General features: G+C 64.8%; 23 protein-coding genes. 10 read left to right on the forward strand and 13 right to left on the reverse strand.

Features of this window, described 5'->3' with window-relative positions:
• Positions 1-14 precede the first annotated feature (14 nt).
• From AQZ50_RS02690 to AQZ50_RS02725, 8 genes are all read right to left on the reverse strand, one after another.
• Complete coding sequence (locus tag AQZ50_RS02690; RefSeq protein ID WP_067742080.1) at positions 15-902, reverse strand: class I SAM-dependent rRNA methyltransferase; 888 nt, start codon at positions 900-902, stop codon at positions 15-17.
• Positions 902-2,308 carry a threonine synthase gene (gene thrC, locus AQZ50_RS02695; protein ID WP_067742083.1) on the reverse strand — a complete coding sequence of 469 codons (1,407 nt, stop codon included), beginning with the start codon at positions 2,306-2,308 and terminating at the stop codon, positions 902-904. Before thrC ends, AQZ50_RS02690 begins: the two co-directional genes overlap by 1 nt.
• Before the next feature lie 79 nt (positions 2,309-2,387).
• Positions 2,388-3,002 carry an SURF1 family protein gene (locus AQZ50_RS02700; protein WP_067742086.1) on the reverse strand — a complete coding sequence of 205 codons (615 nt, stop codon included), beginning with the start codon at positions 3,000-3,002 and terminating at the stop codon, positions 2,388-2,390.
• Positions 3,002-3,373, reverse strand: a complete 372-nt coding sequence (locus AQZ50_RS02705) for a DUF983 domain-containing protein (protein WP_231730073.1) — start codon at positions 3,371-3,373, stop codon at positions 3,002-3,004. Before AQZ50_RS02705 ends, AQZ50_RS02700 begins: the two co-directional genes overlap by 1 nt.
• A 178-nt stretch (positions 3,374-3,551) precedes the next feature.
• Positions 3,552-4,376: a cytochrome c oxidase subunit 3 gene (locus AQZ50_RS02710; RefSeq protein WP_067742089.1), complete on the reverse strand. Its 825-nt coding sequence runs from the start codon at positions 4,374-4,376 to the stop codon at positions 3,552-3,554.
• Between the two features lie 157 nt (positions 4,377-4,533).
• A complete protein-coding gene (locus AQZ50_RS02715) occupies positions 4,534-5,097 on the reverse strand; it encodes a cytochrome c oxidase assembly protein (protein ID WP_156427201.1) in 564 nt (187 codons plus the stop codon).
• Positions 5,094-5,312 (reverse strand): hypothetical protein, encoded by a 219-nt coding sequence (locus AQZ50_RS02720; protein WP_067742092.1) that lies wholly within the window; start codon positions 5,310-5,312, stop codon positions 5,094-5,096. The genes AQZ50_RS02715 and AQZ50_RS02720 overlap by 4 nt, the downstream gene beginning before the upstream one ends.
• A gap of 3 nt (positions 5,313-5,315) precedes the next feature.
• Positions 5,316-6,242, reverse strand: a complete 927-nt coding sequence (locus tag AQZ50_RS02725; protein WP_067742094.1) for a heme o synthase — start codon at positions 6,240-6,242, stop codon at positions 5,316-5,318.
• Positions 6,243-6,372: 130 nt separating this feature from the next.
• Between AQZ50_RS02725 and AQZ50_RS02730 the strand changes: the two genes are divergently transcribed.
• On the forward strand, positions 6,373-6,897 hold the full coding sequence (locus AQZ50_RS02730) for a thioredoxin family protein (protein WP_067742096.1): 525 nt from the start codon (positions 6,373-6,375) through the stop codon (positions 6,895-6,897).
• A gap of 15 nt (positions 6,898-6,912) precedes the next feature.
• On the opposite strand, the gene AQZ50_RS02735 is transcribed toward AQZ50_RS02730, so the two are convergent.
• The 3 genes from AQZ50_RS02735 to coxB all read right to left on the reverse strand — a co-directional run bounded on the left by AQZ50_RS02735 (position 6,913) and on the right by coxB (position 10,758).
• Positions 6,913-7,878 carry an alpha/beta fold hydrolase gene (locus AQZ50_RS02735; protein ID WP_067742098.1) on the reverse strand — a complete coding sequence of 322 codons (966 nt, stop codon included), beginning with the start codon at positions 7,876-7,878 and terminating at the stop codon, positions 6,913-6,915.
• A gap of 133 nt (positions 7,879-8,011) precedes the next feature.
• The gene (gene ctaD, locus AQZ50_RS02740) at positions 8,012-9,694 is read right to left on the reverse strand and encodes a cytochrome c oxidase subunit I (RefSeq protein ID WP_067742100.1); all 1,683 of its coding nucleotides are present in this window, start codon (positions 9,692-9,694) and stop codon (positions 8,012-8,014) included.
• Positions 9,695-9,726: 32 nt separating this feature from the next.
• Complete coding sequence (coxB, locus tag AQZ50_RS02745; protein WP_067742103.1) at positions 9,727-10,758, reverse strand: cytochrome c oxidase subunit II; 1,032 nt, start codon at positions 10,756-10,758, stop codon at positions 9,727-9,729.
• Between the two features lie 274 nt (positions 10,759-11,032).
• Here coxB and pyrE point away from each other — a divergent pair, with 274 nt between their 5' ends.
• Genes pyrE through AQZ50_RS02790 form a run of 9 tightly spaced genes read left to right on the forward strand, consistent with a single transcriptional unit; the run spans position 11,033 to position 17,366 of the window.
• Positions 11,033-11,650: an orotate phosphoribosyltransferase gene (gene pyrE, locus AQZ50_RS02750; protein ID WP_067742477.1), complete on the forward strand. Its 618-nt coding sequence runs from the start codon at positions 11,033-11,035 to the stop codon at positions 11,648-11,650.
• Positions 11,647-12,381, forward strand: coding sequence for a pyridoxine 5'-phosphate synthase (locus AQZ50_RS02755; RefSeq protein WP_067742106.1), 735 nt, complete (start codon positions 11,647-11,649; stop codon positions 12,379-12,381). The genes pyrE and AQZ50_RS02755 overlap by 4 nt, the downstream gene beginning before the upstream one ends.
• Positions 12,378-12,809 (forward strand): holo-ACP synthase, encoded by a 432-nt coding sequence (acpS, locus tag AQZ50_RS02760; protein ID WP_067742109.1) that lies wholly within the window; start codon positions 12,378-12,380, stop codon positions 12,807-12,809. Before AQZ50_RS02755 ends, acpS begins: the two co-directional genes overlap by 4 nt.
• On the forward strand, positions 12,806-13,690 hold the full coding sequence (gene lepB, locus AQZ50_RS02765; RefSeq protein WP_082703358.1) for a signal peptidase I: 885 nt from the start codon (positions 12,806-12,808) through the stop codon (positions 13,688-13,690). The genes acpS and lepB overlap by 4 nt, the downstream gene beginning before the upstream one ends.
• Positions 13,691-13,725: 35 nt before the next feature.
• Complete coding sequence (locus tag AQZ50_RS02770) at positions 13,726-14,832, forward strand: AI-2E family transporter (RefSeq protein ID WP_067742481.1); 1,107 nt, start codon at positions 13,726-13,728, stop codon at positions 14,830-14,832.
• A gap of 5 nt (positions 14,833-14,837) precedes the next feature.
• Entirely contained in the window at positions 14,838-15,968 is a 1,131-nt protein-coding gene (locus AQZ50_RS02775; RefSeq protein ID WP_231730081.1) for a DUF3089 domain-containing protein, read from the forward strand.
• Positions 15,965-16,432 carry a Holliday junction resolvase RuvX gene (gene ruvX / locus AQZ50_RS02780; RefSeq protein ID WP_067742115.1) on the forward strand — a complete coding sequence of 156 codons (468 nt, stop codon included), beginning with the start codon at positions 15,965-15,967 and terminating at the stop codon, positions 16,430-16,432. The genes AQZ50_RS02775 and ruvX overlap by 4 nt, the downstream gene beginning before the upstream one ends.
• A gap of 44 nt (positions 16,433-16,476) precedes the next feature.
• A complete protein-coding gene (locus tag AQZ50_RS02785) occupies positions 16,477-16,962 on the forward strand; it encodes a PaaI family thioesterase (protein WP_067742118.1) in 486 nt (161 codons plus the stop codon).
• Positions 16,962-17,366 (forward strand): PaaI family thioesterase, encoded by a 405-nt coding sequence (locus AQZ50_RS02790; RefSeq protein ID WP_067742121.1) that lies wholly within the window; start codon positions 16,962-16,964, stop codon positions 17,364-17,366. Before AQZ50_RS02785 ends, AQZ50_RS02790 begins: the two co-directional genes overlap by 1 nt.
• Here AQZ50_RS02790 and AQZ50_RS02795 read toward each other — a convergent pair.
• Positions 17,363-18,133: a precorrin-2 dehydrogenase/sirohydrochlorin ferrochelatase family protein gene (locus AQZ50_RS02795; protein WP_197412356.1), complete on the reverse strand. Its 771-nt coding sequence runs from the start codon at positions 18,131-18,133 to the stop codon at positions 17,363-17,365. The two genes, AQZ50_RS02790 and AQZ50_RS02795, sit on opposite strands and share 4 nt — an antisense overlap.
• Entirely contained in the window at positions 18,133-19,392 is a 1,260-nt protein-coding gene (gene lysA, locus AQZ50_RS02800; protein WP_067742128.1) for a diaminopimelate decarboxylase, read from the reverse strand. The genes AQZ50_RS02795 and lysA overlap by 1 nt, the downstream gene beginning before the upstream one ends.

Here is a 19,392-nt window from a genome sequence, read left to right on the forward strand (position 1 = left end):
CAATCCCCGGCCATTCAATTCATCGACCAGCGTGCGAAAATTGCCGTGGGCAAGACACGCCCGCCCTCGCCGGTTTCGACCAGCGCGAGATCACCATGTTCGATCGTGCCGGGCAAGTGCCGCAGCGCTTCATCGAGCAGACCCGCCAGCGCCAGCGAAGACATGCGCACCGCATAGACCGTCAGGAACAGAAACCGGCTTTGCACATCGAGCAGCCGCGCGCATTCGCCGATCAGCCCCGGCAGACCTTCTTCGAGCCGCCAGACTTCGCCTTCGGGTCCGCGTCCGAATTTGGGCGGATCGAGAATGATCCCGTCATAACGCCGACCGCGCCGCACTTCGCGTGCGGCAAATTTCACCGCGTCATCGACGATCCAGCGAATGGGCCGCGATTCCATCCCCGACAGCGCGGCATTGGCCCGCGCCTGCGCCACCGACTTCTTCGAGGCGTCGAGATGGGTCACCGGGCCAAACTGCGACAAGGACAGCGTGCCGACCCCGGTATAGCCAAACAGATTGAGCGTCGATGCCTCTGTGGCGCCCGCCAGCCGGGTGCCCATCCAGTCCCACACCGGGGCCATGTCGGGGAAAAAGCCGAGATGGCGAAACGGCGTGCAACTGGCGGTAAAGCGCACATCGCCGCGCGCCAGCGGCCAGCCGTCGCGCGGGACGGGCCGATCGAAATGCCAACGCCCGCCGCCGTCCTCGTCGGACCCCGGAATGAATTCGCCGTCCGCTGCCCAATCGGCCTGACGCGGGCTCCACAGCGCCTGCGGCTCGGGGCGGATGAACCGATAGGGGCCATAGGCTTCAAGCTTTCGCCCGTGGCCCGAATCGATCAGCGCAAAGTCGTCCCAGCCTTCGCCGATCATCAGCCGGGGCGAAAGAACGAGCTGGGCCATCAGCCGTGACGCGGCGTTGCGCGCGCGGTGACATAGTCCTTCACCGCGTCATACGTGCCCGCCAGACGATCGTAGCGTTCTTCACGGTCGAACAAGTCGCCCACTCGCGCAGGCAAGGCCGGGCGCACGCCGATCGCGCTTTCCACCGCGTCGCCAAACTTGGCCGGATGCGCCGTCGCCAGCGTGACCACCGGAACATCGGCGGGCAGAGCCTGCGCCGCGCGCGCAGCGTGAAGCCCGATCGCGGTATGCGGATCGATCACTTCGCCGCATGCTTCATAGGCCCAGCGCTGCGCCGCGATCATCTGGTCGGCATCGGCGCGTGCGCTGGTAAACAGGCCTGCCGCCGCCGCGCGCTGCGCATTGGTCAGGTGCAGCACTTTGGTCGCGTCAAACGTCTTCATCTGCTGCGCGATCAGCGCGCCGTCGCGCCCGGCGGCATCGAACAGCAGGCGTTCGAAATTCGACGAGACCTGAATGTCCATCGAAGGCGCGGCAGTCGGCGTGACGGACCCCGCGGAATAGTCGCCTGTCGACAGCGCACGATGGAGGATGTCGTTGATATTGGTCGCAACGATCAGCCGCTCGATCGGCAGGCCCATCTGCGCCGCGACATAGCCGGCAAAGACATCGCCGAAATTGCCCGTCGGGACCGCAAAGGCAACCTTGCGATGCGGCGCGCCAAGCTGCAGCGCGGCGGCGAAATAATAGACCACTTGCGCCATCAGGCGCGCCCAGTTGATCGAATTGACTGCCGCAATGCCGAAACGGGCGGTGACTTCGGTGTCGTTGAACATCCGCTTCACGGTCGCCTGCGCGTCGTCAAAGCTGCCGTCGATGGCGATGTTGAAGACATTGGGCGCGAGCACGCTGGTCATCTGGCGCCGCTGCACATCGCTGACCCGGCCATGGGGATGCAGCATGAAAATGTCGACTTTGGCCCGGCCCGCGACCGCGTCGATCGCCGCCGAGCCGGTATCGCCCGACGTCGCCCCGACAATCGTCAGATGATCGTCGCGACGGCCCAGAAATTCCTCGAACAGCAGGCCGAGCAACTGCAGCGCGACATCCTTGAACGCCAGCGTCGGGCCGTGAAACAGTTCGAGCAGCCAGTGGCGCTCGTCAAACTGGCGAAGCGGCGTGACGGCGGCATGGGCAAACCGGCCATAGGCCTTTGTCGTCAGCTCGAGCAGCCGTTCCGGCGTCAGGCTGTCGCCGACAAACGGCTGCATCACCCGCAGCGCCAGTTCGGCATAAGGCAGTCCGGCGAGCGCGGCGATTTCGTCGGGTGAAAAGCGCGGCCAGGCTTCGGGGACATAAAGCCCGCCATCGCTGGCGAGCCCCGCCAGAGTCACCCCTTCGAAATCGAGCGCGGGCGCAAGCCCGCGTGTGCTGACATACTTCATGACAAACCCCATGTGGTCGCCGGGCGACTAGCCGTCATGAGCCCGGATGGCAACCAGCCAGAGGTCGGCGAAATAGGGGTCAACGCCGACGCAGCGCCAGGATGTAGATGATCAGCGCGGTCGCTGCGAAAGCAAACCACTGGATCGCATAAGACCAATGGTTGTTGGGTATATCGCGCGGATCGGGCCGGGCATTGGCGATGAGCCCGGCCAGCGGCGGCTCGGCGACGATGTGCCAATCGGCCTTTCGCGGCCCCGCAGACCCGGGCGGCAGGACCACCCCCGCCTTGGGCCCGGGCACGGCGACTCCGGCCAGCGCGCCCCCGGCCCATCGCACCGGCGCCAGGCCAAACGACCAGCCGAGCACCACCGGCACCATGGTCGCGTCGGCGCCCGAACGATGGATGCACAGCACGACATGCGCCCAGCCCGAGCGGCCTTCGGCATTGCGCCCGGCAACGACCTGGTCCGCGCCGGTTTCGGGGCAAGCCCATACGACATGGCGATAGGCGGCGTCATGCGGCAGGTCCGCGCCTGTCACCACCAGCGGCGCGGCAATCTGTTCGGCAGCGGCAAAGCGCGCCAGCAAGGCTTCTTTCCAGGCGCGGCGCTGCAATTGCCACATGCCCAGCGCGATCATCATGCCCACGGCAAGCAGCACGACCAGCGTCGCGATCAGCGGAGGACGACGCACTATGCTTCTCCTCCCGGTTTCGGGGAGGGGGACCGCCCGAAGGGTGGTGGAGGGGTTTGGCCGGATGGCGCGGCAACGGCGGCGGAAGAAGGTGTCTCCCCTCCACCAGCCCGCGCCCCGCCCCCGATCTGCAAAGGCGCGACGGCGCGCCAATGCGCAACCTGAACCAGCCGCAGCGCACCCACGATCACCGCCGCAACCACCGGCGGCCAGATCAGCGCATGGACCCACAGCGGCGGGCGACAGGCATCATCGAGCTTCAACGCGGCCAGAACCAGCACCACGACCAGCGGCAGGACGACAAGATAGAGCCCGCGCCCCGACGGCGCCTCGGCGGCAAAATCGAGCCCGCACCCCGCGCAAGGCTGCAAACCCCGACGCGGCGCGCCGCAACGCGGGCACAAAGCGAAAAGGGCAGCCCGAACCAGACCGGGCTGCCCCTTCGCGGAGGAAAAATCGCCTCCAGGGATCATCTGCATGCTTTCGCCATCGTGACCGGAATCACCCGTGACCGGAATCACCGGGATTTGGGTCACTCGCAATTGCGGATCATTCGATCGCCGCGCCCCAGTTGCCCCAGACGTAGATCGTCACGAACAGGAACAGCCAGACGACGTCGACAAAGTGCCAATACCAGGCCGCCGCTTCCAGACCGAAATGCTGGCGCGGCGTGAAATCGTTGCGATAGGCACGGACCAGACAGACGATCAGGAAGATCGTGCCGACAATGACGTGGAACCCGTGAAACCCGGTCGCCATGTAAAACGCCGAGCCATACGTGTTCTTGCCAAAGGCAAACGGCGCATGGGCATATTCATAGGCCTGAATCGAGCTGAACATCATGCCCAGCAGGATCGTCGCCCACAGCCCGCGCTTGAGATCGGTGCGATTGCCGTGAATCAGCGCATGGTGCGCCCAGGTCAGCGTCGTACCCGAACACAACAGGATCAGCGTGTTGAGCAGCGGCAGGTCAAAGGCGTTCATCACCGCAGTGATCGCCTTGGGCGGCCATTGCCCGCCGATCACGTCGACCGCGATCTTCGACGGAAACAGCGAAAAGTCGAAAAAGGCCCAGAACCAGCCGACAAAGAACATCACTTCGGAGGCGATGAACAGGATCATCCCATACCGCTGATGCAACTGCACGACCGGGGTGTGATGCCCCTCGTGCGCTTCCTTGATCACTTTGCCCCACCACGAGAACATGGTGAGCGCCACGCCAAACAGGCCCGCCAGCGCAACGCTGACGCCGCCGGGCGTCTTGTGCATGAACAACACCAGCCCGCTGGTCATCGTCAGCGCGGACATCGCGCCGGCAAACGGCCAGATGTCGGGCGGCAGGATGTGATAATCGTGGTTCTTGGCGCCGGCCATGATCGTCCTATTCCCCCAGAATTCTGTCTAGCAGATCTTGTTTTGCGGACATGGGGAACAGACCCCTGTCCGATTTCATCAGAATGTCTAGCGATTCAGGAACCGGCGGACAAGTGCCGTTATGACCGCCAGGAAAGCCTTTCAACCACTGGCCCTTTCAGCCGCCGGCGGCGGGCAAGAACGTATAGGACAGCGTGATTTCCTGGACGTCGCTGGCATCATCGTCCTTCAGCATGGCGGGATCGACGTAATAGATCACCGGCATGCGCACTTCCTGCCCGGCCTCAAGCCGCTGATTGCTGAAGCAAAAGCACTGGATCTTGTGAAAATAGGCGCCGGTCTGTTCGGGCGTGACATTGTATACCGCGCGACCGACGATGGCGTGATCGCTGATGTTCTTTGCATAGAAATACGCCATCTTGCGCTCGCCCACACGCCCCTCTTGCGTGACCTGCAACGGGCGAAAGATCCACTTCATCCCTGGCGCAACATTGGCGTCAAAGCGGATGGTGATCGGGCGCCCGGTGACGCGGATCGAGGCCGCCTGCGCGACCGTCGCGCGCTGCGTTGTGCCGTTGAACCCGGTCGCCTGGCAAAACAGGCGATAGAACGGAACCGCCGCATAGCCGAGGCCGAGCATGCCCAAACCCATTCCAGCGGCCAGCAGCCCGACTTTGTGATTGGCCGTGAAACGGCCGCCTGAACGGGTCGCCATGGTCATTTCCCGTCGGGCGAGGGCGATGTGGAGGCCGCCGGATGCGAAGCGGCCGCCGCGCGCATGGCCGATTGGTTCCTGATCTTGACGATGGTGATCGCAAAGAACAGCACGACCAGCGCGAGCAGGACCACGGCCAGCGCGCGCGAACGCGATTTCTGGCGCGCACGAAATGCCGCCAGTTCGGCAGGCGAAAGCGGCTGCGATCGGGAATCCGTCATGCGTCAGGCTCCATAGCTGGCCACAACCCGGTCAACCACCAGCATGGCAAAAAGAACGAAAAGATAGAGAATCGAATAGGCAAACAGGCGCTTTTCCGGCTTCATCGTATCGCCCGTCCCGGACGACCGGCGCAGCCCCACCCACGCCGACAGCGCAAGGAACACGAGCCCCAGCGCGAGCGCCGAAAAGCCATAGACCTTGCCCGCAAACCCCAGCCACCAAGGCACCAGCGTCAGCGGCAAAAGCAGCGCGGCATAGCCCAGAATCTGATGCCGGGTGGCGCGCTCTCCGGCGACAACCGGCATCATCGGGATACCGACTTTGGCATAATCGGTCTGCACGAACAGCGCGAGCGCCCAAAAGTGCGGCGGCGTCCACATGAAGATGATCAGGAACAGCAGCACCGGCATCAGCGTGATATGCCCGGTTACCGCGATCCAGCCGATCATCGGCGGAAAGGCCCCGGCGCCGCCGCCGATCACGATGTTCTGCGGCGTGCGCGGTTTCAGCCAGACGGTATAGATCCACGCGTAATAAAAGATCGACAGCGCCAGAATCGCCGCAGCGAGCCAGCCGATCGCCAGCCCCATGACCATGACCGCGCCACCCGACAGGGCAAAGCCGAAATCGCGCGCCGAAGTCCGCTCCATCTTTCCGGCGGGCAGCGGGCGATGACGCGTGCGCTTCATGCCCGCATCGATGTCGGCTTCCCACCACTGGTTGAGCGCCGCCGCGCCGCCGGCGCCGACCGCGATGCACAAGATCGCGGTAAACGCCAGCACCGGGTCGAGATGCCCCGGCGCGGCGAGCAAGCCGCACAGCCCGGTAAAAATGACCAGAGTCATCACCCTGGGCTTGGTCAGGGCAAAGAAATCACGCCAGTCGGCGTCAAGCGGGGTGAAGCTGGTTTGAGTTGGGGCGATTGTCATTGTACCTGAAGCTATAAAGGTGCCTGTCGCACAGGGAAAGCGAAAGCGACGGGCCATCGGGGACTGGATAAATGCGAAAATCCGGGTAAAGCTCGATCGACATCTCTACTGGATTGATGGAGTATTATTGATGCGCCTGCCCGCCCGCTCGCTTTGCCGGATCGCGCTTCTTGCATCGGCGCTGGCCGCGGCGCCGGCCATGGCCGCAGTCCATGCCCCGCATCTCGACATCGCCAGCTTCGATCAGCTCGCGCAGCCATTGCCGTTGCCCTACAACACCACGGCCGATGCCGACCGCGCGGTGGCCGAGGCGCGCCAGCGCGCGATCGCGCGGCACAAGCTGCTGCTGGTCGATCTTGGCGGCAACTGGTGCCCCGATTGCCGCATTCTGGCCGGAACGCTCGAAAACCCCAGGCTCAAGGCCTTTGTCGAAGAGCATTACGAACTGGTCATGGTCGATATTGGCCGGTTTGATAAAAATCTCCAGATCCCCGCGCGTTATGGCATCACCCGGCGGCTCGACGGCGTGCCTGCCTTGCTGGTCATCGACCCGCACGACAATCGCCTGATCGACAAGGGCCATGTCACGGCGCTGGCCGACGCGCGCAACATGTCGCCGCAAGCGCTTGCCGACTGGCTGGCAAGCTGGCTCTGATTGCGCCGATCCCCATCAGTCGAGCCGCGCAAGCCAATCGAGCAACAGGCGGTTGACCGCTTCCGGGCGTTCCTGCTGCGTCCAGTGGCCACATCCTTCGAGCATGTGGCCTTCGACGTGGGGCGCAAAGCGGCGCATCATCGCCACCGGATCGGCGACCTGGCCGAACAGCGTGCTGGCCGGATCGCGCGTCCCGCCGATATAGAGCGCCGGTTGATCGAGCGTGCGCCCCGCCAGCGGTGACAGCCAGGCAAAGTCCGCCTCGTGATTGCGATAGCGGTTAAGCGGGCCGCGCAGCCCCGATGCGGCAAATTCACCGACGTAGAAATCGAGATCGGCCTCGGTCAGCCATGGCGGCAAAGTCGTCGGCGCTTTCAGACCGTCGAGCAACAGCGCATCGACCGGCTTGACCGGCCAGGCATCGCTCGGCGCCTCGCCCGAAATCGAACAGAGGAAAAGCGTGAGAAACCGGCGCAGATCGGGTTCCAGCTCGGCCTCGGCGCGACCGGGCTTCTGGAAATATTCCTGATAGAAGAACAGGCCCTGCGCGGTGAACTTTTCGCGGAACACTTCGGTAAACGGGCGGCTTGGCGCACCGGCAAAGGGCACCGACAGACCCGCCACCGCGCGAAACTGATCGGGCCGGACAAAGGCCGAATTCCACACGATCGGCGCGCCCCAGTCGTGCCCCACCAGAATCGCAGGGGCCTCGCCCGACAGCGCCTGCTTGAGCCCCACCAGGTCGCCCACGAGGTGTTCCATCGCATAGGCCGAAACGGCCTCGGGCTTGTCCGACCCGCCATAGCCACGCACATCGATGGCCGCGACCTGATAGCCCGCCGCTGCCACCGGCCCGATCTGGTGACGCCAGGAATACCAGCTTTCGGGAAAGCCGTGGACCATGATCACCAGCGGCCCGGTTCCTTCGAGCGCGACGCGAAAGGTCGCTTCGCCGCAATCGATTCGCCGAAATTCCGGCATCCGAGTCTCTCCCACCTTGATTTAAGTGATCGTTTAACAGGCCTTGCACCCGGAGCAAAGAGGCCCGAACGCAAAACACCCCGGCCTTGCGGGCCGGGGTGTCCTGGTTTTCACGATCGGAGTTGCGGCTCGATCAATGGGCTGCGGCGGTATCGATCACCGGCAGCGTTTCGAACTGGTGGAACGGCGGCGGCGAGGACAGCGTCCATTCCAGCGTCGTTGCCCCTTCACCCCAGTAATTGCCTTCGGCCTTGCGCCCGAAGGTGAAGGCATAGGCCATGTTGATGAAAAAGATCATCATCGAGACCGACATGATCATATAGCCGTTGGTCGCCACTTCGTTCCAATGTTCGAACGCCGGAGCATAGTCCGGATAGCGGCGCGGCATGCCCTGCGTGCCAAGGAAATGCATCGGGAAGAAGATCAGGTTCACCCCGACGAAGAACACCCAGAATTGCAGGTGCGCCAGGAATTCGCTGTGCCAGCGGCCGCTCATTTTGGGGAACCAGTAAAAGAACCCGGCAAACAGCGAAGTGACCGCGCCCAGCGACAGCACGTAGTGGAAATGCGCCACGACGTAGTAAGTGTCCTGAAGATTGTCATCGATGCCGCCATTCGACAGCACCACGCCGGTCACACCGCCGACAGTGAACAGGAAAATGAAGCCGATCGCCCAGACCATCGGCGATTTGAACTCGATCGAACCGCCCCACATCGTCGCGATCCACGAAAAGATCTTGATGCCGGTCGGCACCGCAATGACCATCGTCGCGGCGGTGAAATACATCTTCGTGTCGACGTCGAGCCCGGTGGTGTACATGTGGTGGGCCCAGACGATGAAGCCCACAACCCCGATCGCGATCATGGCGTAGGCCATCCCGAGATAGCCGAACACCGGCTTTTTCGAGAAAGTCGAGATGATCTGGCTGATGATCCCGAAACCGGGCAGGATCATGATGTAGACTTCGGGGTGACCGAAGAACCAGAACAAGTGCTGATAGAGCACCGGATCGCCGCCGCCCGCCGGATCAAAGAACGTCGTGCCGAAATTGCGATCGGTCAGCAGCATGGTGATCGCCGCCGCCAGCACCGGCAGCGACAGCAGCAACAGGAACGCGGTGACCAGCACCGACCACACGAACAACGGCATCTTGTGCAAGGTCATGCCCGGCGCACGCATGTTGAAAATGGTGGTGATGAAATTGATCGCGCCGAGGATCGATCCGGCGCCCGCAAGGTGCAGCGAAAAGATCGCGAAATCGACCGCAGGCCCGGGCGAACCCGACGTCGACAGCGGGGCATAGACCGTCCAGCCCGTGCCCGCGCCGTTGCCCACCCCGCCCGGCACGAAGGCCGACAACATCAGCGAGCAGAACCCGGCAAAAGTGAGCCAGAACGAGATGTTGTTCATGCGCGGAAAGGCCATGTCGGGCGCACCGATCATGATCGGCACGAACCAGTTGCCAAAGCCGCCGATCATCGCCGGCATGACCATGAAGAACACCATGATCAGCCCGTGCGCGGTGATCAGTACGTTCCACAAGTGAAGCTGCTGGTCAAAGCTGGGGTTCTTTTCGCCCAGAAACGAGGCGACCGCGCCGAGGTACTGAATGCCGGGATGCATCAGTTCGGCGCGCATGATCCCCGAAACCGCACCGCCGATAACGCCGGCGAAAATTGCGAACAACAAGTAGAGTGTGCCGATGTCCTTGTGATTGGTGGACATGAACCACCGCGCAAAAAAGCTCGGCTTGTGGTCGTGCGCTTCATCGTGATGCGCATCGAAACCTTCGTGGTCTGCTGGAATGCTGGCCATTGAAATGCGACCTTCGAAAATCGGAGATGGAATCAGGCGCCGGGCTTGGCAGTGGCGGAAGCGGCACCGGAAACGGCAGGGGTATCGGCTGAGGCCGCCTTGGCAGCGGGCGCACCGACAGTGCCGCCCTGTGCCTTGACCCAGGCCTCGAACTTGGGCCGGGGAACGGCTTCGACGACGATCGGCATATAGCCGTGGCGCACGCCGCACAGTTCGGAGCACTGGCCGTAATAGACGCCCGGCTCGTTGATATGCATCACGCGTTCGTTGATCCGGCCCGGGATCGCGTCAAGCTTGAACCACAGCGAAGGCACCGAGAACGAGTGAATCACGTCCGACCCGGTGGTCTGGATGCGGATGTCTTCGCCCACCGGCACGACCATGCGATTGTCGGCGCCAAGCTGCGGCTGTTCGCCCCGCTTGATCGCGTCTTCGGGCGAGAGAATGTTCGAAATCACTTCGAACCCGCCGTTGTCGGGATAACCATAGCCCCAATACCACTGATAGCCGGTAACCTTGACCGTCACCGCGCCTTTGGCGGGCGCGCGGTATTGATGCGCGATCAGGCGGATCGAGGGCACGGCGACGAGCACCAGGATCAGCACCGGCGCCAAAGTCCAGACCACCTCGATCGCCGTATTGTGGCTGACTTTCGACGGCACCGGATTGGCACGGCGGTTGAACCGGGCCATGACCACGAGCAGCAGCAACAGCACCAGCAGCGTAACCGCCGTGATGATCGGCATCAACAGCGCGTCGTGCATGCGCTGCGCTTCCTTGCCGGTCGGCGAATACTGGTCCTGAAACCCGATCGCGCCTGCGATCGGCTGCCCCTTGCCTGCCACCGGGCGCGCCGGGACATAAGCATCTGCCGAAGCCTTGGCAGGGGCGGCCGAAACGGCGGGGACGGCAGTCTCGACCGCGGCGGATGACGCCGCAGCCAGCGGCGCCGCAGGTGGTGCTGATTGCGCCAGCACGATCGCCGGGCTCATCACGATCACGGCGGCCAACCCCAGCCTCGCGAACGTTTTTGCCACGGCACGGGAATTTTCGGCAATGGTCATCGTCGAACTATCCGTTCCCTCTTTGCGCGCGATCAATGACATCGCGGCACATCCCAAACATTATTCTGTGTTATCGCTTGCTATACGTGCGATTGAGAAGGCGCTCAAGCACCGTTGCGGTCATTTTTTCACCCTTATGCGGCGCGCGGGGCTCGCCGTGCCGAATCGGCGCAAAAAGGCTTGCCCCAAGCGCTTTGGCGCGCCATTTGCCGGTTCATTCACCCCCCGGGCTTGCGCCACCTGCTCGCCCCCATGCAAAGTTCTCGGACCGACCATGCAAGACAACGAAATCCTTTCCGAATTCCGCGCGAGCGGGGCCCTGCTCGAAGGACATTTCCTGCTCTCGTCGGGCCGACACAGCGCGCATTACCTGCAATGTGCGCGCGTCTTGATGGACCCGATGCGCGCAACGCGGCTGGCCTCAGCCCTTGCGGCAAAATTGCCGCGCGAATTGCGCCAGCAGATCCAGAAAGTGGTCTCACCGGCCATGGGCGGCGTGATCATCGGCCATGAAATGGGCCGCGCGCTCGGCGTCGAAGCCATGTTCGTCGAACGCCCGACCGGCACTTTCGAGCTGCGCCGGGGGTTTGCGCTGCAGCCGGGCGAACGCGTGCTGATGGTCGAAGACGTGGTGACCACCGGACTGTCGAGCCGCGAGGCGATTCGCGCCATCGAGGCCGCCGGCGGCGTCGTCATCGCCGCTGCCGCACTGGTCGACCGATCTGCCGGGGCGGCCGATTTCGGCGTGCCGTTTCATTCGCTGATCGCGCTCAGCTTTCCGACGTATGCCCCCGACGAAGTTCCCGCAGAACTGGCCGCGATACCCGCGATCAAGCCGGGCAGCCGGGCCGAAAGCGCCGACGGCGAAAGCAAAACCGGGGCGGCGGCGTGAACGGCCCGCAACGGCTGCGCCTGGGGGTCAACATCGATCATGTCGCCACCGTGCGCAACGCGCGCGGCGGCGATCATCCCGATCCGGTGCGCGCGGCGCAGATCGTGGCCGAAGTCGGCGGCGACGGGATCACCGCGCATTTGCGCGAAGACCGCCGTCATATCCGCGACGAAGACATCGCCCGCATTCAGGCCGCGACGAACCTGCCGCTGAACTTTGAAATGGCCGCGACCGACGAAATGGTCGCGATCGCGCTGCGCCATCGCCCCCATGCCGCCTGCATCGTGCCCGAGCGGCGCGAGGAGCGCACCACCGAGGGCGGGCTCGATGCCGCCGGGCAGCACAACCGGCTGGCCCCGGCGATCGCGCGCCTTGTCGACGCGGGCATTCGGGTCAGCCTGTTCATCGCGCCCGAGCCGCGCCAGATCGAAGCCGCGATCCGGCTTGGCGCGCCGGTGGTCGAACTGCACACCGGCGAATATGCCCATGCCACCGGCGAAGCGCGCGCGATCGAGCTGAAACGGATCGCCGACATGGCCGCGCTCGCCGCGCGCAACGGCATCGAGCCGCATGCCGGCCATGGCCTGACGTATGACAATGTTCAGCCGATCGCCGCGATCCCGCAACTGGCCGAGCTCAACATCGGGCACTATCTGATCGGTGAGGCGATCTTTACCGGGCTCGCCGACGCGGTGCGCCGCATGCGCGCGTTGATGGACGAAGCGCGTTGATCATCGGGCTGGGGTCCGACTTGTGCAATATCGAGCGGATCCAGGCTTCGCTCGACCGCTTTGGCGCGCGCTTTGAAGAGCGCGTGTTTACCGCAGCCGAACAAGCCAAGGCCGCACGCCGGCCTTTTTCCAAAGCGGGCACGCTGGCCAAGCGGTTTGCGGCCAAGGAAGCCTTTTCCAAAGCGGTCGGCACCGGATTTCGTGCGGGCGTGTTCATGAAAGACATTGGCGTGATCAATGCCCCATCGGGCGCGCCGACACTGGCGCTGAGCGGCGGCGCGGCGGCGCGGCTCAGCGCCATCACCCCGCCGGGGCACGAAGCGGTGATCCATCTGACGCTGACCGACGATCATCCCTGGGCGCAGGCCTTCGTGGTGATCGAGGCGCGCCCGCTTGGGCTGACTGGCATTGGCGGGATTGGCGCATGACGCACGACGAACGCCAGCCCGAATCCCGGCCCGAACCCCGGCCCGAACTGGCGCCCGATACCCCCGCCACGCCGGGCTGGCTGATCGAACTGCGCGGGCTGGTGATGATGCTCGCGGCGGTGGTGACGTTTCACAGCCTGGTGGCCAAGCCGTTCTACATCCCGTCGATCTCGATGATGCCCAACCTGCTTGTCGGCGACCGGCTGGTGGTGTCGAAATACCCGTATGGCTGGTCGTGGGTTTCCGCCTCGTTCCACGTCCTGCCACGTTCGCGGCTGCGCCTGTTTCCGCGCACGCCGGAATATGGCGACATCGTCATTGTCGTACCGCCCGATCGCGACGAGGACTATATCAAACGCGTGGTCGCCTTGCCGGGCGATCGCATCGCGGTCAAAGGCGGACAGATCATTCTCAACGGCAAGCCGGTGCCCCAGGTCGTCGAACCCTCGCTGATCCTGCCGGTCGATCCCAATCAGCCGTGCGATCCCGACGATTTTCCGGGCTTGCGCTTTCGCGGAGCGGACGGGCGGCGCTATTGCGAATTGCCGATCTATCGCGAAACCCTGCCCAACGGGGCGACCTATCGCATTATCGATCACCGCGACCAACCGCTCGACCACTATCCCGAAATCCGCGTGCCCGACGGCTATGTCTTCCTGATGGGGGATAACCGCGATCATTCCGCCGACAGCCGCGCACCGGTCGAAAGCAACGGCCTCGGGGGCCCGGTGCCCTTATCGAGCGTCGGCGGTCGCGCCGAATTCCTGACCTTTTCGCTCGACGGCAGCCAGGGGTGGAACCCGGCGAGCTGGTGGAAGGCCTTGCGGGCCGGACGATCGTGGACCAGACTGCGCCCGATGATCGCAGCGCGGGCGAAATGATGGATGGGCAGGACAACCCCGGCCCTGTTCAGGCCATGATTCAGGCAACCGGGGATCAGCATCCCAGCGGACCGACCGACATCCGCGACGGGCTGATCCGTCAGGAAGCCAAACGCGCTGCCGTCTGGGGCGGCGTGGCCGCGCTGATCGGGCTGGCCGTCTATCTTGCGCAACCCCTGATGGTCATTTTTGGCGGGATCGTGTTTGCCGCGATGATCGATGGCGGGCAGCGCCTGCTGGGACGCATCCTGCCCGTGCCGCGCGGCGCGCGGATTGCGCTCGTGCTGGTCGCGGCGGTGCTGTTTCTCGTCTGGCTGGCGCTGTTTGCCGGTAGCCAGATCGCCGCGGAGGCCGTCGCCATGCCCAGCATCGTCGCCGCCGAGGCGCAACGGCTGAGCGATCTCGCGCGCAGCCACGGCCTGCTCGCACAGCGGGTCGACGTGCCCGCGCTGTGGGAGCGTATTGCCGAGCAACTCGCGGGCGGAGTGGGCCCGGTGACCCGCGCTCTGGGCGGTCTGTTCGGCGGATTTGCCACCGCGTTCCTGATCGTGATCCTGGGCATCTATTTCGTGCTGGAACCAGACCTCTATCAGGGCGGCGTGGCCTGGCTGTTGCCCGCATCGACCCGCGATCAATGGCACGGCACGGCCCATAAAATGGGACGCGCGCTGCGCCGATTGTTGTTCGGGCGGCTGATCGGCATGGCATCCGAAGGGTTTGCGACCTGGCTCTTGCTGACCGTCTGGGGCGTGCCGATGGCGGCCCTGCTCGGCCTTTTGACCGGATCGCTGGCCTTTCTTCCCAATATCGGCGCGCCGATTTCGGGCGGGCTGATGATCCTGGTCGGCTTTTCCGCCGGCTTTCATACCGGGCTTTATTGCATTGCGGTCTATGCGCTGGTGCAGATCGTCGACGGCAATATCGTCGTGCCGATGGTTGCGAAAAAGACCGCCAATCTGGCCCCTGCGCTGGTGCTCGGCGCGCAGTTGATCTTTGGCGTGCTGTTTGGCCTGCTCGGGCTCATGCTCGCCGATCCCCTGGTCGCCATGCTCAAGATCGCGCTGCAACGGCAGGCCGAGCGCAATGAACAGGGGCGCGAGGATGACGCGCCCGGATTGGCCGAAGGGAGCCCCGCTGCGTGAAGCGCATGCTGGCCGGATTTGCGCTGCTGATGGTGGGGCTGATCGGGATCGAAGCCATGGCGCTGCGCTGGGGTTGGCTTGAGCTCGAATCCTGGCGCATGGCGCCGCGCGTGGCGTTCGAGGCGCTGCCCGCGCTGCCCGGCGATGCCTACGAATGGCCGTCGCGCTGGATCGCCCGTCCCGACTTGCCGCGCGATCCGGCGCAATACCTGCCGCCCGGCATCGGCCATGAACGCCATGGGCGCGCCTTTGTCTTTGTTCTCCACCCGACGACCTTCATGGGGCGCAATCACTGGAACGCGCCGATCGACCATGCCAATTCGCGGATGCGGGCAGAGCTTTCCGTGCGTTCGACGGCGAGTGTGTTCAACGACGAAGCGGGTGTCTATGCGCCCCGCTATCGCCAGGCCGCGCTGGGCACGTTCCTGGCCGATCGCCCCGAATCGCAGCGCGCGCTGGCTTTGGCCGAAGGCGATGCGCGCATGGCGCTGACAGCATTCCTGCACACCATTCCCGCAGCGGCGCCGATCGTGCTGGTCGGGCACGGTCAGGGCGCGCTGATCCTCATGCGCCTGATCCGCGACATGGTACGCGGCACGCCGCTCTCCGCGCGGGTCATCGCGGTCTATCTGGCGGGCTGGCCGGTTTCGCCGCAGCATGATCTGCCGGTGATGGGAATGTCCGCCTGCACACGCGCCGATCAGGCGGGCTGCGTCATGGCCTGGATGAGTTTTGCCAAACCGGCCGATCCGCGCGAGGCGCTGGCCATGGCCATGCATTACCCGACGCTCGACGGCGTATTGCCGAGTGCCGGGCCGAGTGCCGGGGGCGATCGTCCGCTCTGTACCAATCCGCTGACCGGCGGCGAAACGCCAGACGCCCCCGTCTCGGCCAATCTCGGCAGCATCGCTCTGGGCGATGAAGTGCGCGGTCAGGCTCTGGTGCGGCCCTCGACCGGGGCGCAATGCGACCGCGACAGCGGGCTGCTGCTGATCATGGCCCCGCCCCACCTTGGTGATGAAATCATGCCCGGCAACAATTACACCGCTTATGACTTTGCGCTGTTCTGGCGCAACTTGCGCGGCGACATCGCCCGCCGCGAAGGCGTTTGGCTGCACGAACAGCCGACCTCATGATCACGACCCGCGCGCCCGAATTCCGCGAGTCGCTTCCCGGAGGCGGCGTCCTGCTCGGGCTCGATCCGGGCACGAAGACGATCGGCCTGGCATTTTGCGATGCCGGCTGGCGCTTTGCCTCGCCGGCCAAGACGATCATGCGGCGCAAATTTCGCGACGACAAGGCCGAGATCGCAGCTCTGATCGCTGCACGGCAGGTGGTCGGGCTGGTCATCGGCCTGCCGCTCAATATGGACGGCAGCGACAGCCCGCGCGCGCAGGCGGCACGCGCCATGGCGCGCAATCTGGCCGATCTCGCGCTGCCGACCTTGATGTGGGACGAACGCTGGTCCACCCGCGCCGCCGAGCGCGCGATGATCGATCAGGACATGAGCCGCGCGCGCCGCGCCGAACGCATCGATGCCCATGCCGCCGCGCTGATCCTGCAAGGTGCGATCGACGCGCTGACCGGCGCGCTGTTCTGAGAAGCGGGTTGCAATCCGCCACTGACCCATGCAGGACGAAGGACATGGACCAATCAGAAGCCAATGAAAACGCGTTCGAGCGCTTTTCCCGCGACAACTCGTTCGATCCCTCCGCATGGAGCGAGCGGATGAATTTCGGCGGGCACAGCGGTTTTATCGGCATGCGCTATCATCAGCACGGTGACAACTGGATCGAGCTCGGCTTCGATTGGCGCGACGATCTGGTCGGCGATCCCGAAACCGGGGTGCTGGCCTCGGGCCCGATCATCAGCTTGCTCGACAACGCCACCTCGATGTCGGTGTGGACGCGTACCGGCCAATTCCGTCCGCAAGTCACGCTGGACCTGCGGATCGATTACACCCGCGCCGCAGCCCCGCGAAAGCCGATCGTCGCACGCGCCGAATGTTATCAGTTGCGCCGGTCGATGGCCTTTGTGCGCGGCATTGCCCATGATGGCGATCCGGCCGACCCGGTCGCGCATGCCGCCGGGATTTTCATGCTGGTCGAAGGGCAGGAGTGGGCAAAGTGATGATGAAAAGCACCGAGCTTCCCCCTTATGCGCAGGCGATGGGCATGGAATTTGCCGGAACCGACAACGGCAGCCCGCTGATCGCGATGGATTTTGCCGAACGCGCCATGGGCCGCCCCGGATTCCTGCATGGCGGGGCGATCGGCGGCTTGCTGGAAATGGCCGGCTTTACCGCGCTTGAGGCCGAGCTGGAGCGACAAGGCGCCGATGTGCGGATCAAGCCGATCAATATCAGCGTCGAATATCTGCGCGGCGGACTGCCCGAGCGGATTTACGCGCGCGGCGAAGTCGTCCGCGCCGGACGCCGCGTCGCCAATGTGCGGATCGACGCGTGGCAATCCGACCGCGAGCGCCCGGTCGCCAGTTGCTGGATGAATTTCCAGCTTTCGCCCAAAAAAACCTAAAGCCGCAACTCGACAACCACCCCTTCGGGCTCGGGATCGCCGGGGGCGAGGCGCCAGGCATCAGCGCGGGCGCGGGCCAGGATCGCAGGCGGCACGTCCGGCCCGGCGATCAGCGCATCGGCGTGACCGAGCAGGCGGGCCTGACGCAAAGTCAGATCGTCGGGATCGGTGCTGGTCAGATGCATGACATGGCGCCCCGGCTTTGCGGGCACGGCATCATCGATCCAGCGCGTCACCGCGGCGCCGTCGTGTTCGCGAAACGGATCGAGCGCCCCCCCGGCGCCCAGCGCGGCATCGAGCGCGCGGCGCCGCGTCGCGCCATCGGGCCAGCGCGCGCGCAGGGCTTCGCGCGCTGCACACAGCGCCCCGGCCAGAGCGCCCAGACTGTGGGGCAACAGGACATCGAGCCGCAGCCGCAGCGCCTTGGCCAGTCCCGCACTCGCCCCGCCGGTGCCCACCGCGATCAGGACCGGCGCGCGATCGACCAGCGAGGGGGTGGTGAAATCGCACAAATCGGGCCGATCTACGACATTGACCAGCAACCCGGCGCAGCGCGCGCGCAACGCATCGGCACGAGCGGCGGTTTCATCATCATGCGCAATGAACGCCAGCCGTGCGCCACGATCGATCCCTTGCGCGAGATCGTCGATGACCAGCCCCCCCGCGCGCATCACCAGCCGCCGCTTTGCCGCCGCCGCTTCGCCGCCGCCCAGCACGATCACCGGCTGATCCTTGATGCGGTGAAACAGCGGGAGCGCGGGCAACATCAGACGAGGAAATCCGGCACGCGCTCGGCAGCCAGGATCGTCGCCGGGGCGATACGATCGGCAACCACCGCCCAGCGATCGCCATCGACCATCACTTCGGGCACCATGGCGCGCGAATTATAGGTGTTGGCCATTGTCGCGCCATAGGCCCCGGCGGTGCGGAACACGGCCAGATCGCCCCGCGTGACATCGTCGATGTCGCGCGCCATGGCAAAAGTGTCGCTCGATTCGCAGATCGGCCCGACGATATTCGCCGTGATCCGCTGTCCGTTGGGCGCCACGGCGGCAAAATCGTGCCAGGCGTCATACAAGGCCGGACGCGCCAGATCGTTCATCGCCGCATCGATCACGACCCAGGGATGGACCGCGCCTTCCTTGACGCGGATCACCCGCGTGACCAGTACGCCGGTGTTGCCGGTGATCACCCGGCCCGGCTCGAACATCAGCGTTACGCCCCAATCGGCGGTGACGCGCGCGACCATCGCGGCATAATCTGCGGGCTGGGGAAAGACTTCGCCTGCCTTGTACGGCACGCCAACCCCGCCGCCGAGGTCCATGTGCGTCACCGCGTAGCCGCTCTTGCGGATTTCGCGCATCAGCCCGCCGACTTTGGTGAACGCCGCCTCAAGCGGGTCGAGCCGCGACAACTGGCTGCCGATGTGCAGGGCGAGGCCGCGCATGGCGAGACCCGGCTCTGCGCAAAGCCGGGCATAGATCGCCGCCGCGCGGTCGAACGGCACGCCAAACTTGTTTTCCGCCTTGCCGGTCGAAATCTTGCCGTGCGTTCCGGCATCGACATCGGGATTGACGCGCAGCGCGCATGCGGCCGTGCGGCCCAGACCGCGCGCGATCTCCGCCAGTTCGAGCCCTTCTTCAAGGCTTTCGAGATTGAACTGACCGATCCCGGCCTCGAGCGCGCGGGTCATTTCGGCATCGGTCTTGCCGACGCCCGAAAAGACCACGCCATCCGGCGCCATCCCGGCGGCGAGCGCCCGTTCCAGCTCTCCGCCCGAAACGACATCGGCGCCATAGCCTTCGGCGGCGAGCACTTTGAGCACGGCAAGATTGGGGTTCGACTTGACCGCAAAGGCGATCCGCGCCGACGGCACGATCGACAACGCATCGCGAAACACCCGCGCATGGCGAGTCAGCGTCGCGCGCGAATAGACATAGACCGGCGTGCCGACGGCATCGGCAATGCGCGGCAAGGGCACGGCTTCGGCATGGAGCACGCCGTCCTGGTAATGAAAATGGTCCAT

Origin of the sequence: Novosphingobium sp. Fuku2-ISO-50 (assembly GCF_001519055.1) — a bacterium.
Taxonomy (GTDB): Bacteria; Pseudomonadota; Alphaproteobacteria; order Sphingomonadales; family Sphingomonadaceae; genus Novosphingobium.

Bases quoted from the DNA above. Each gene is read 5' to 3' on its own strand.
- lepB (WP_082703358.1), top strand. From the start codon at position 12,806: ATGACGCACGACGAACGCCAGCCCGAATCCCGGCCCGAACCCCGGCCC.
- ruvX (WP_067742115.1), top strand. From the start codon at position 15,965: ATGATCACGACCCGCGCGCCCGAATTCCGCGAGTCGCTTCCCGGAGGC.
- AQZ50_RS02710 (WP_067742089.1), bottom strand. From the start codon at position 4,376: ATGGCCGGCGCCAAGAACCACGATTATCACATCCTGCCGCCCGACATC.
- AQZ50_RS02775 (WP_231730081.1), top strand. From the start codon at position 14,838: ATGCTGGCCGGATTTGCGCTGCTGATGGTGGGGCTGATCGGGATCGAA.
- AQZ50_RS02785 (WP_067742118.1), top strand. From the start codon at position 16,477: ATGGACCAATCAGAAGCCAATGAAAACGCGTTCGAGCGCTTTTCCCGC.
- AQZ50_RS02715 (WP_156427201.1), bottom strand. From the start codon at position 5,097: ATGACCATGGCGACCCGTTCAGGCGGCCGTTTCACGGCCAATCACAAA.
- AQZ50_RS02790 (WP_067742121.1), top strand. From the start codon at position 16,962: ATGATGAAAAGCACCGAGCTTCCCCCTTATGCGCAGGCGATGGGCATG.
- thrC (WP_067742083.1), bottom strand. From the start codon at position 2,308: ATGAAGTATGTCAGCACACGCGGGCTTGCGCCCGCGCTCGATTTCGAA.
- lysA (WP_067742128.1), bottom strand. From the start codon at position 19,392: ATGGACCATTTTCATTACCAGGACGGCGTGCTCCATGCCGAAGCCGTG.
- AQZ50_RS02690 (WP_067742080.1), bottom strand. From the start codon at position 902: ATGGCCCAGCTCGTTCTTTCGCCCCGGCTGATGATCGGCGAAGGCTGG.
- AQZ50_RS02720 (WP_067742092.1), bottom strand. From the start codon at position 5,312: ATGACGGATTCCCGATCGCAGCCGCTTTCGCCTGCCGAACTGGCGGCA.
- ctaD (WP_067742100.1), bottom strand. From the start codon at position 9,694: ATGGCCAGCATTCCAGCAGACCACGAAGGTTTCGATGCGCATCACGAT.
- AQZ50_RS02795 (WP_197412356.1), bottom strand. From the start codon at position 18,133: ATGTTGCCCGCGCTCCCGCTGTTTCACCGCATCAAGGATCAGCCGGTG.
- AQZ50_RS02730 (WP_067742096.1), top strand. From the start codon at position 6,373: ATGCGCCTGCCCGCCCGCTCGCTTTGCCGGATCGCGCTTCTTGCATCG.
- pyrE (WP_067742477.1), top strand. From the start codon at position 11,033: ATGCAAGACAACGAAATCCTTTCCGAATTCCGCGCGAGCGGGGCCCTG.
- AQZ50_RS02770 (WP_067742481.1), top strand. From the start codon at position 13,726: ATGATTCAGGCAACCGGGGATCAGCATCCCAGCGGACCGACCGACATC.
- coxB (WP_067742103.1), bottom strand. From the start codon at position 10,758: ATGACCATTGCCGAAAATTCCCGTGCCGTGGCAAAAACGTTCGCGAGG.
- AQZ50_RS02725 (WP_067742094.1), bottom strand. From the start codon at position 6,242: ATGACAATCGCCCCAACTCAAACCAGCTTCACCCCGCTTGACGCCGAC.
- AQZ50_RS02735 (WP_067742098.1), bottom strand. From the start codon at position 7,878: ATGCCGGAATTTCGGCGAATCGATTGCGGCGAAGCGACCTTTCGCGTC.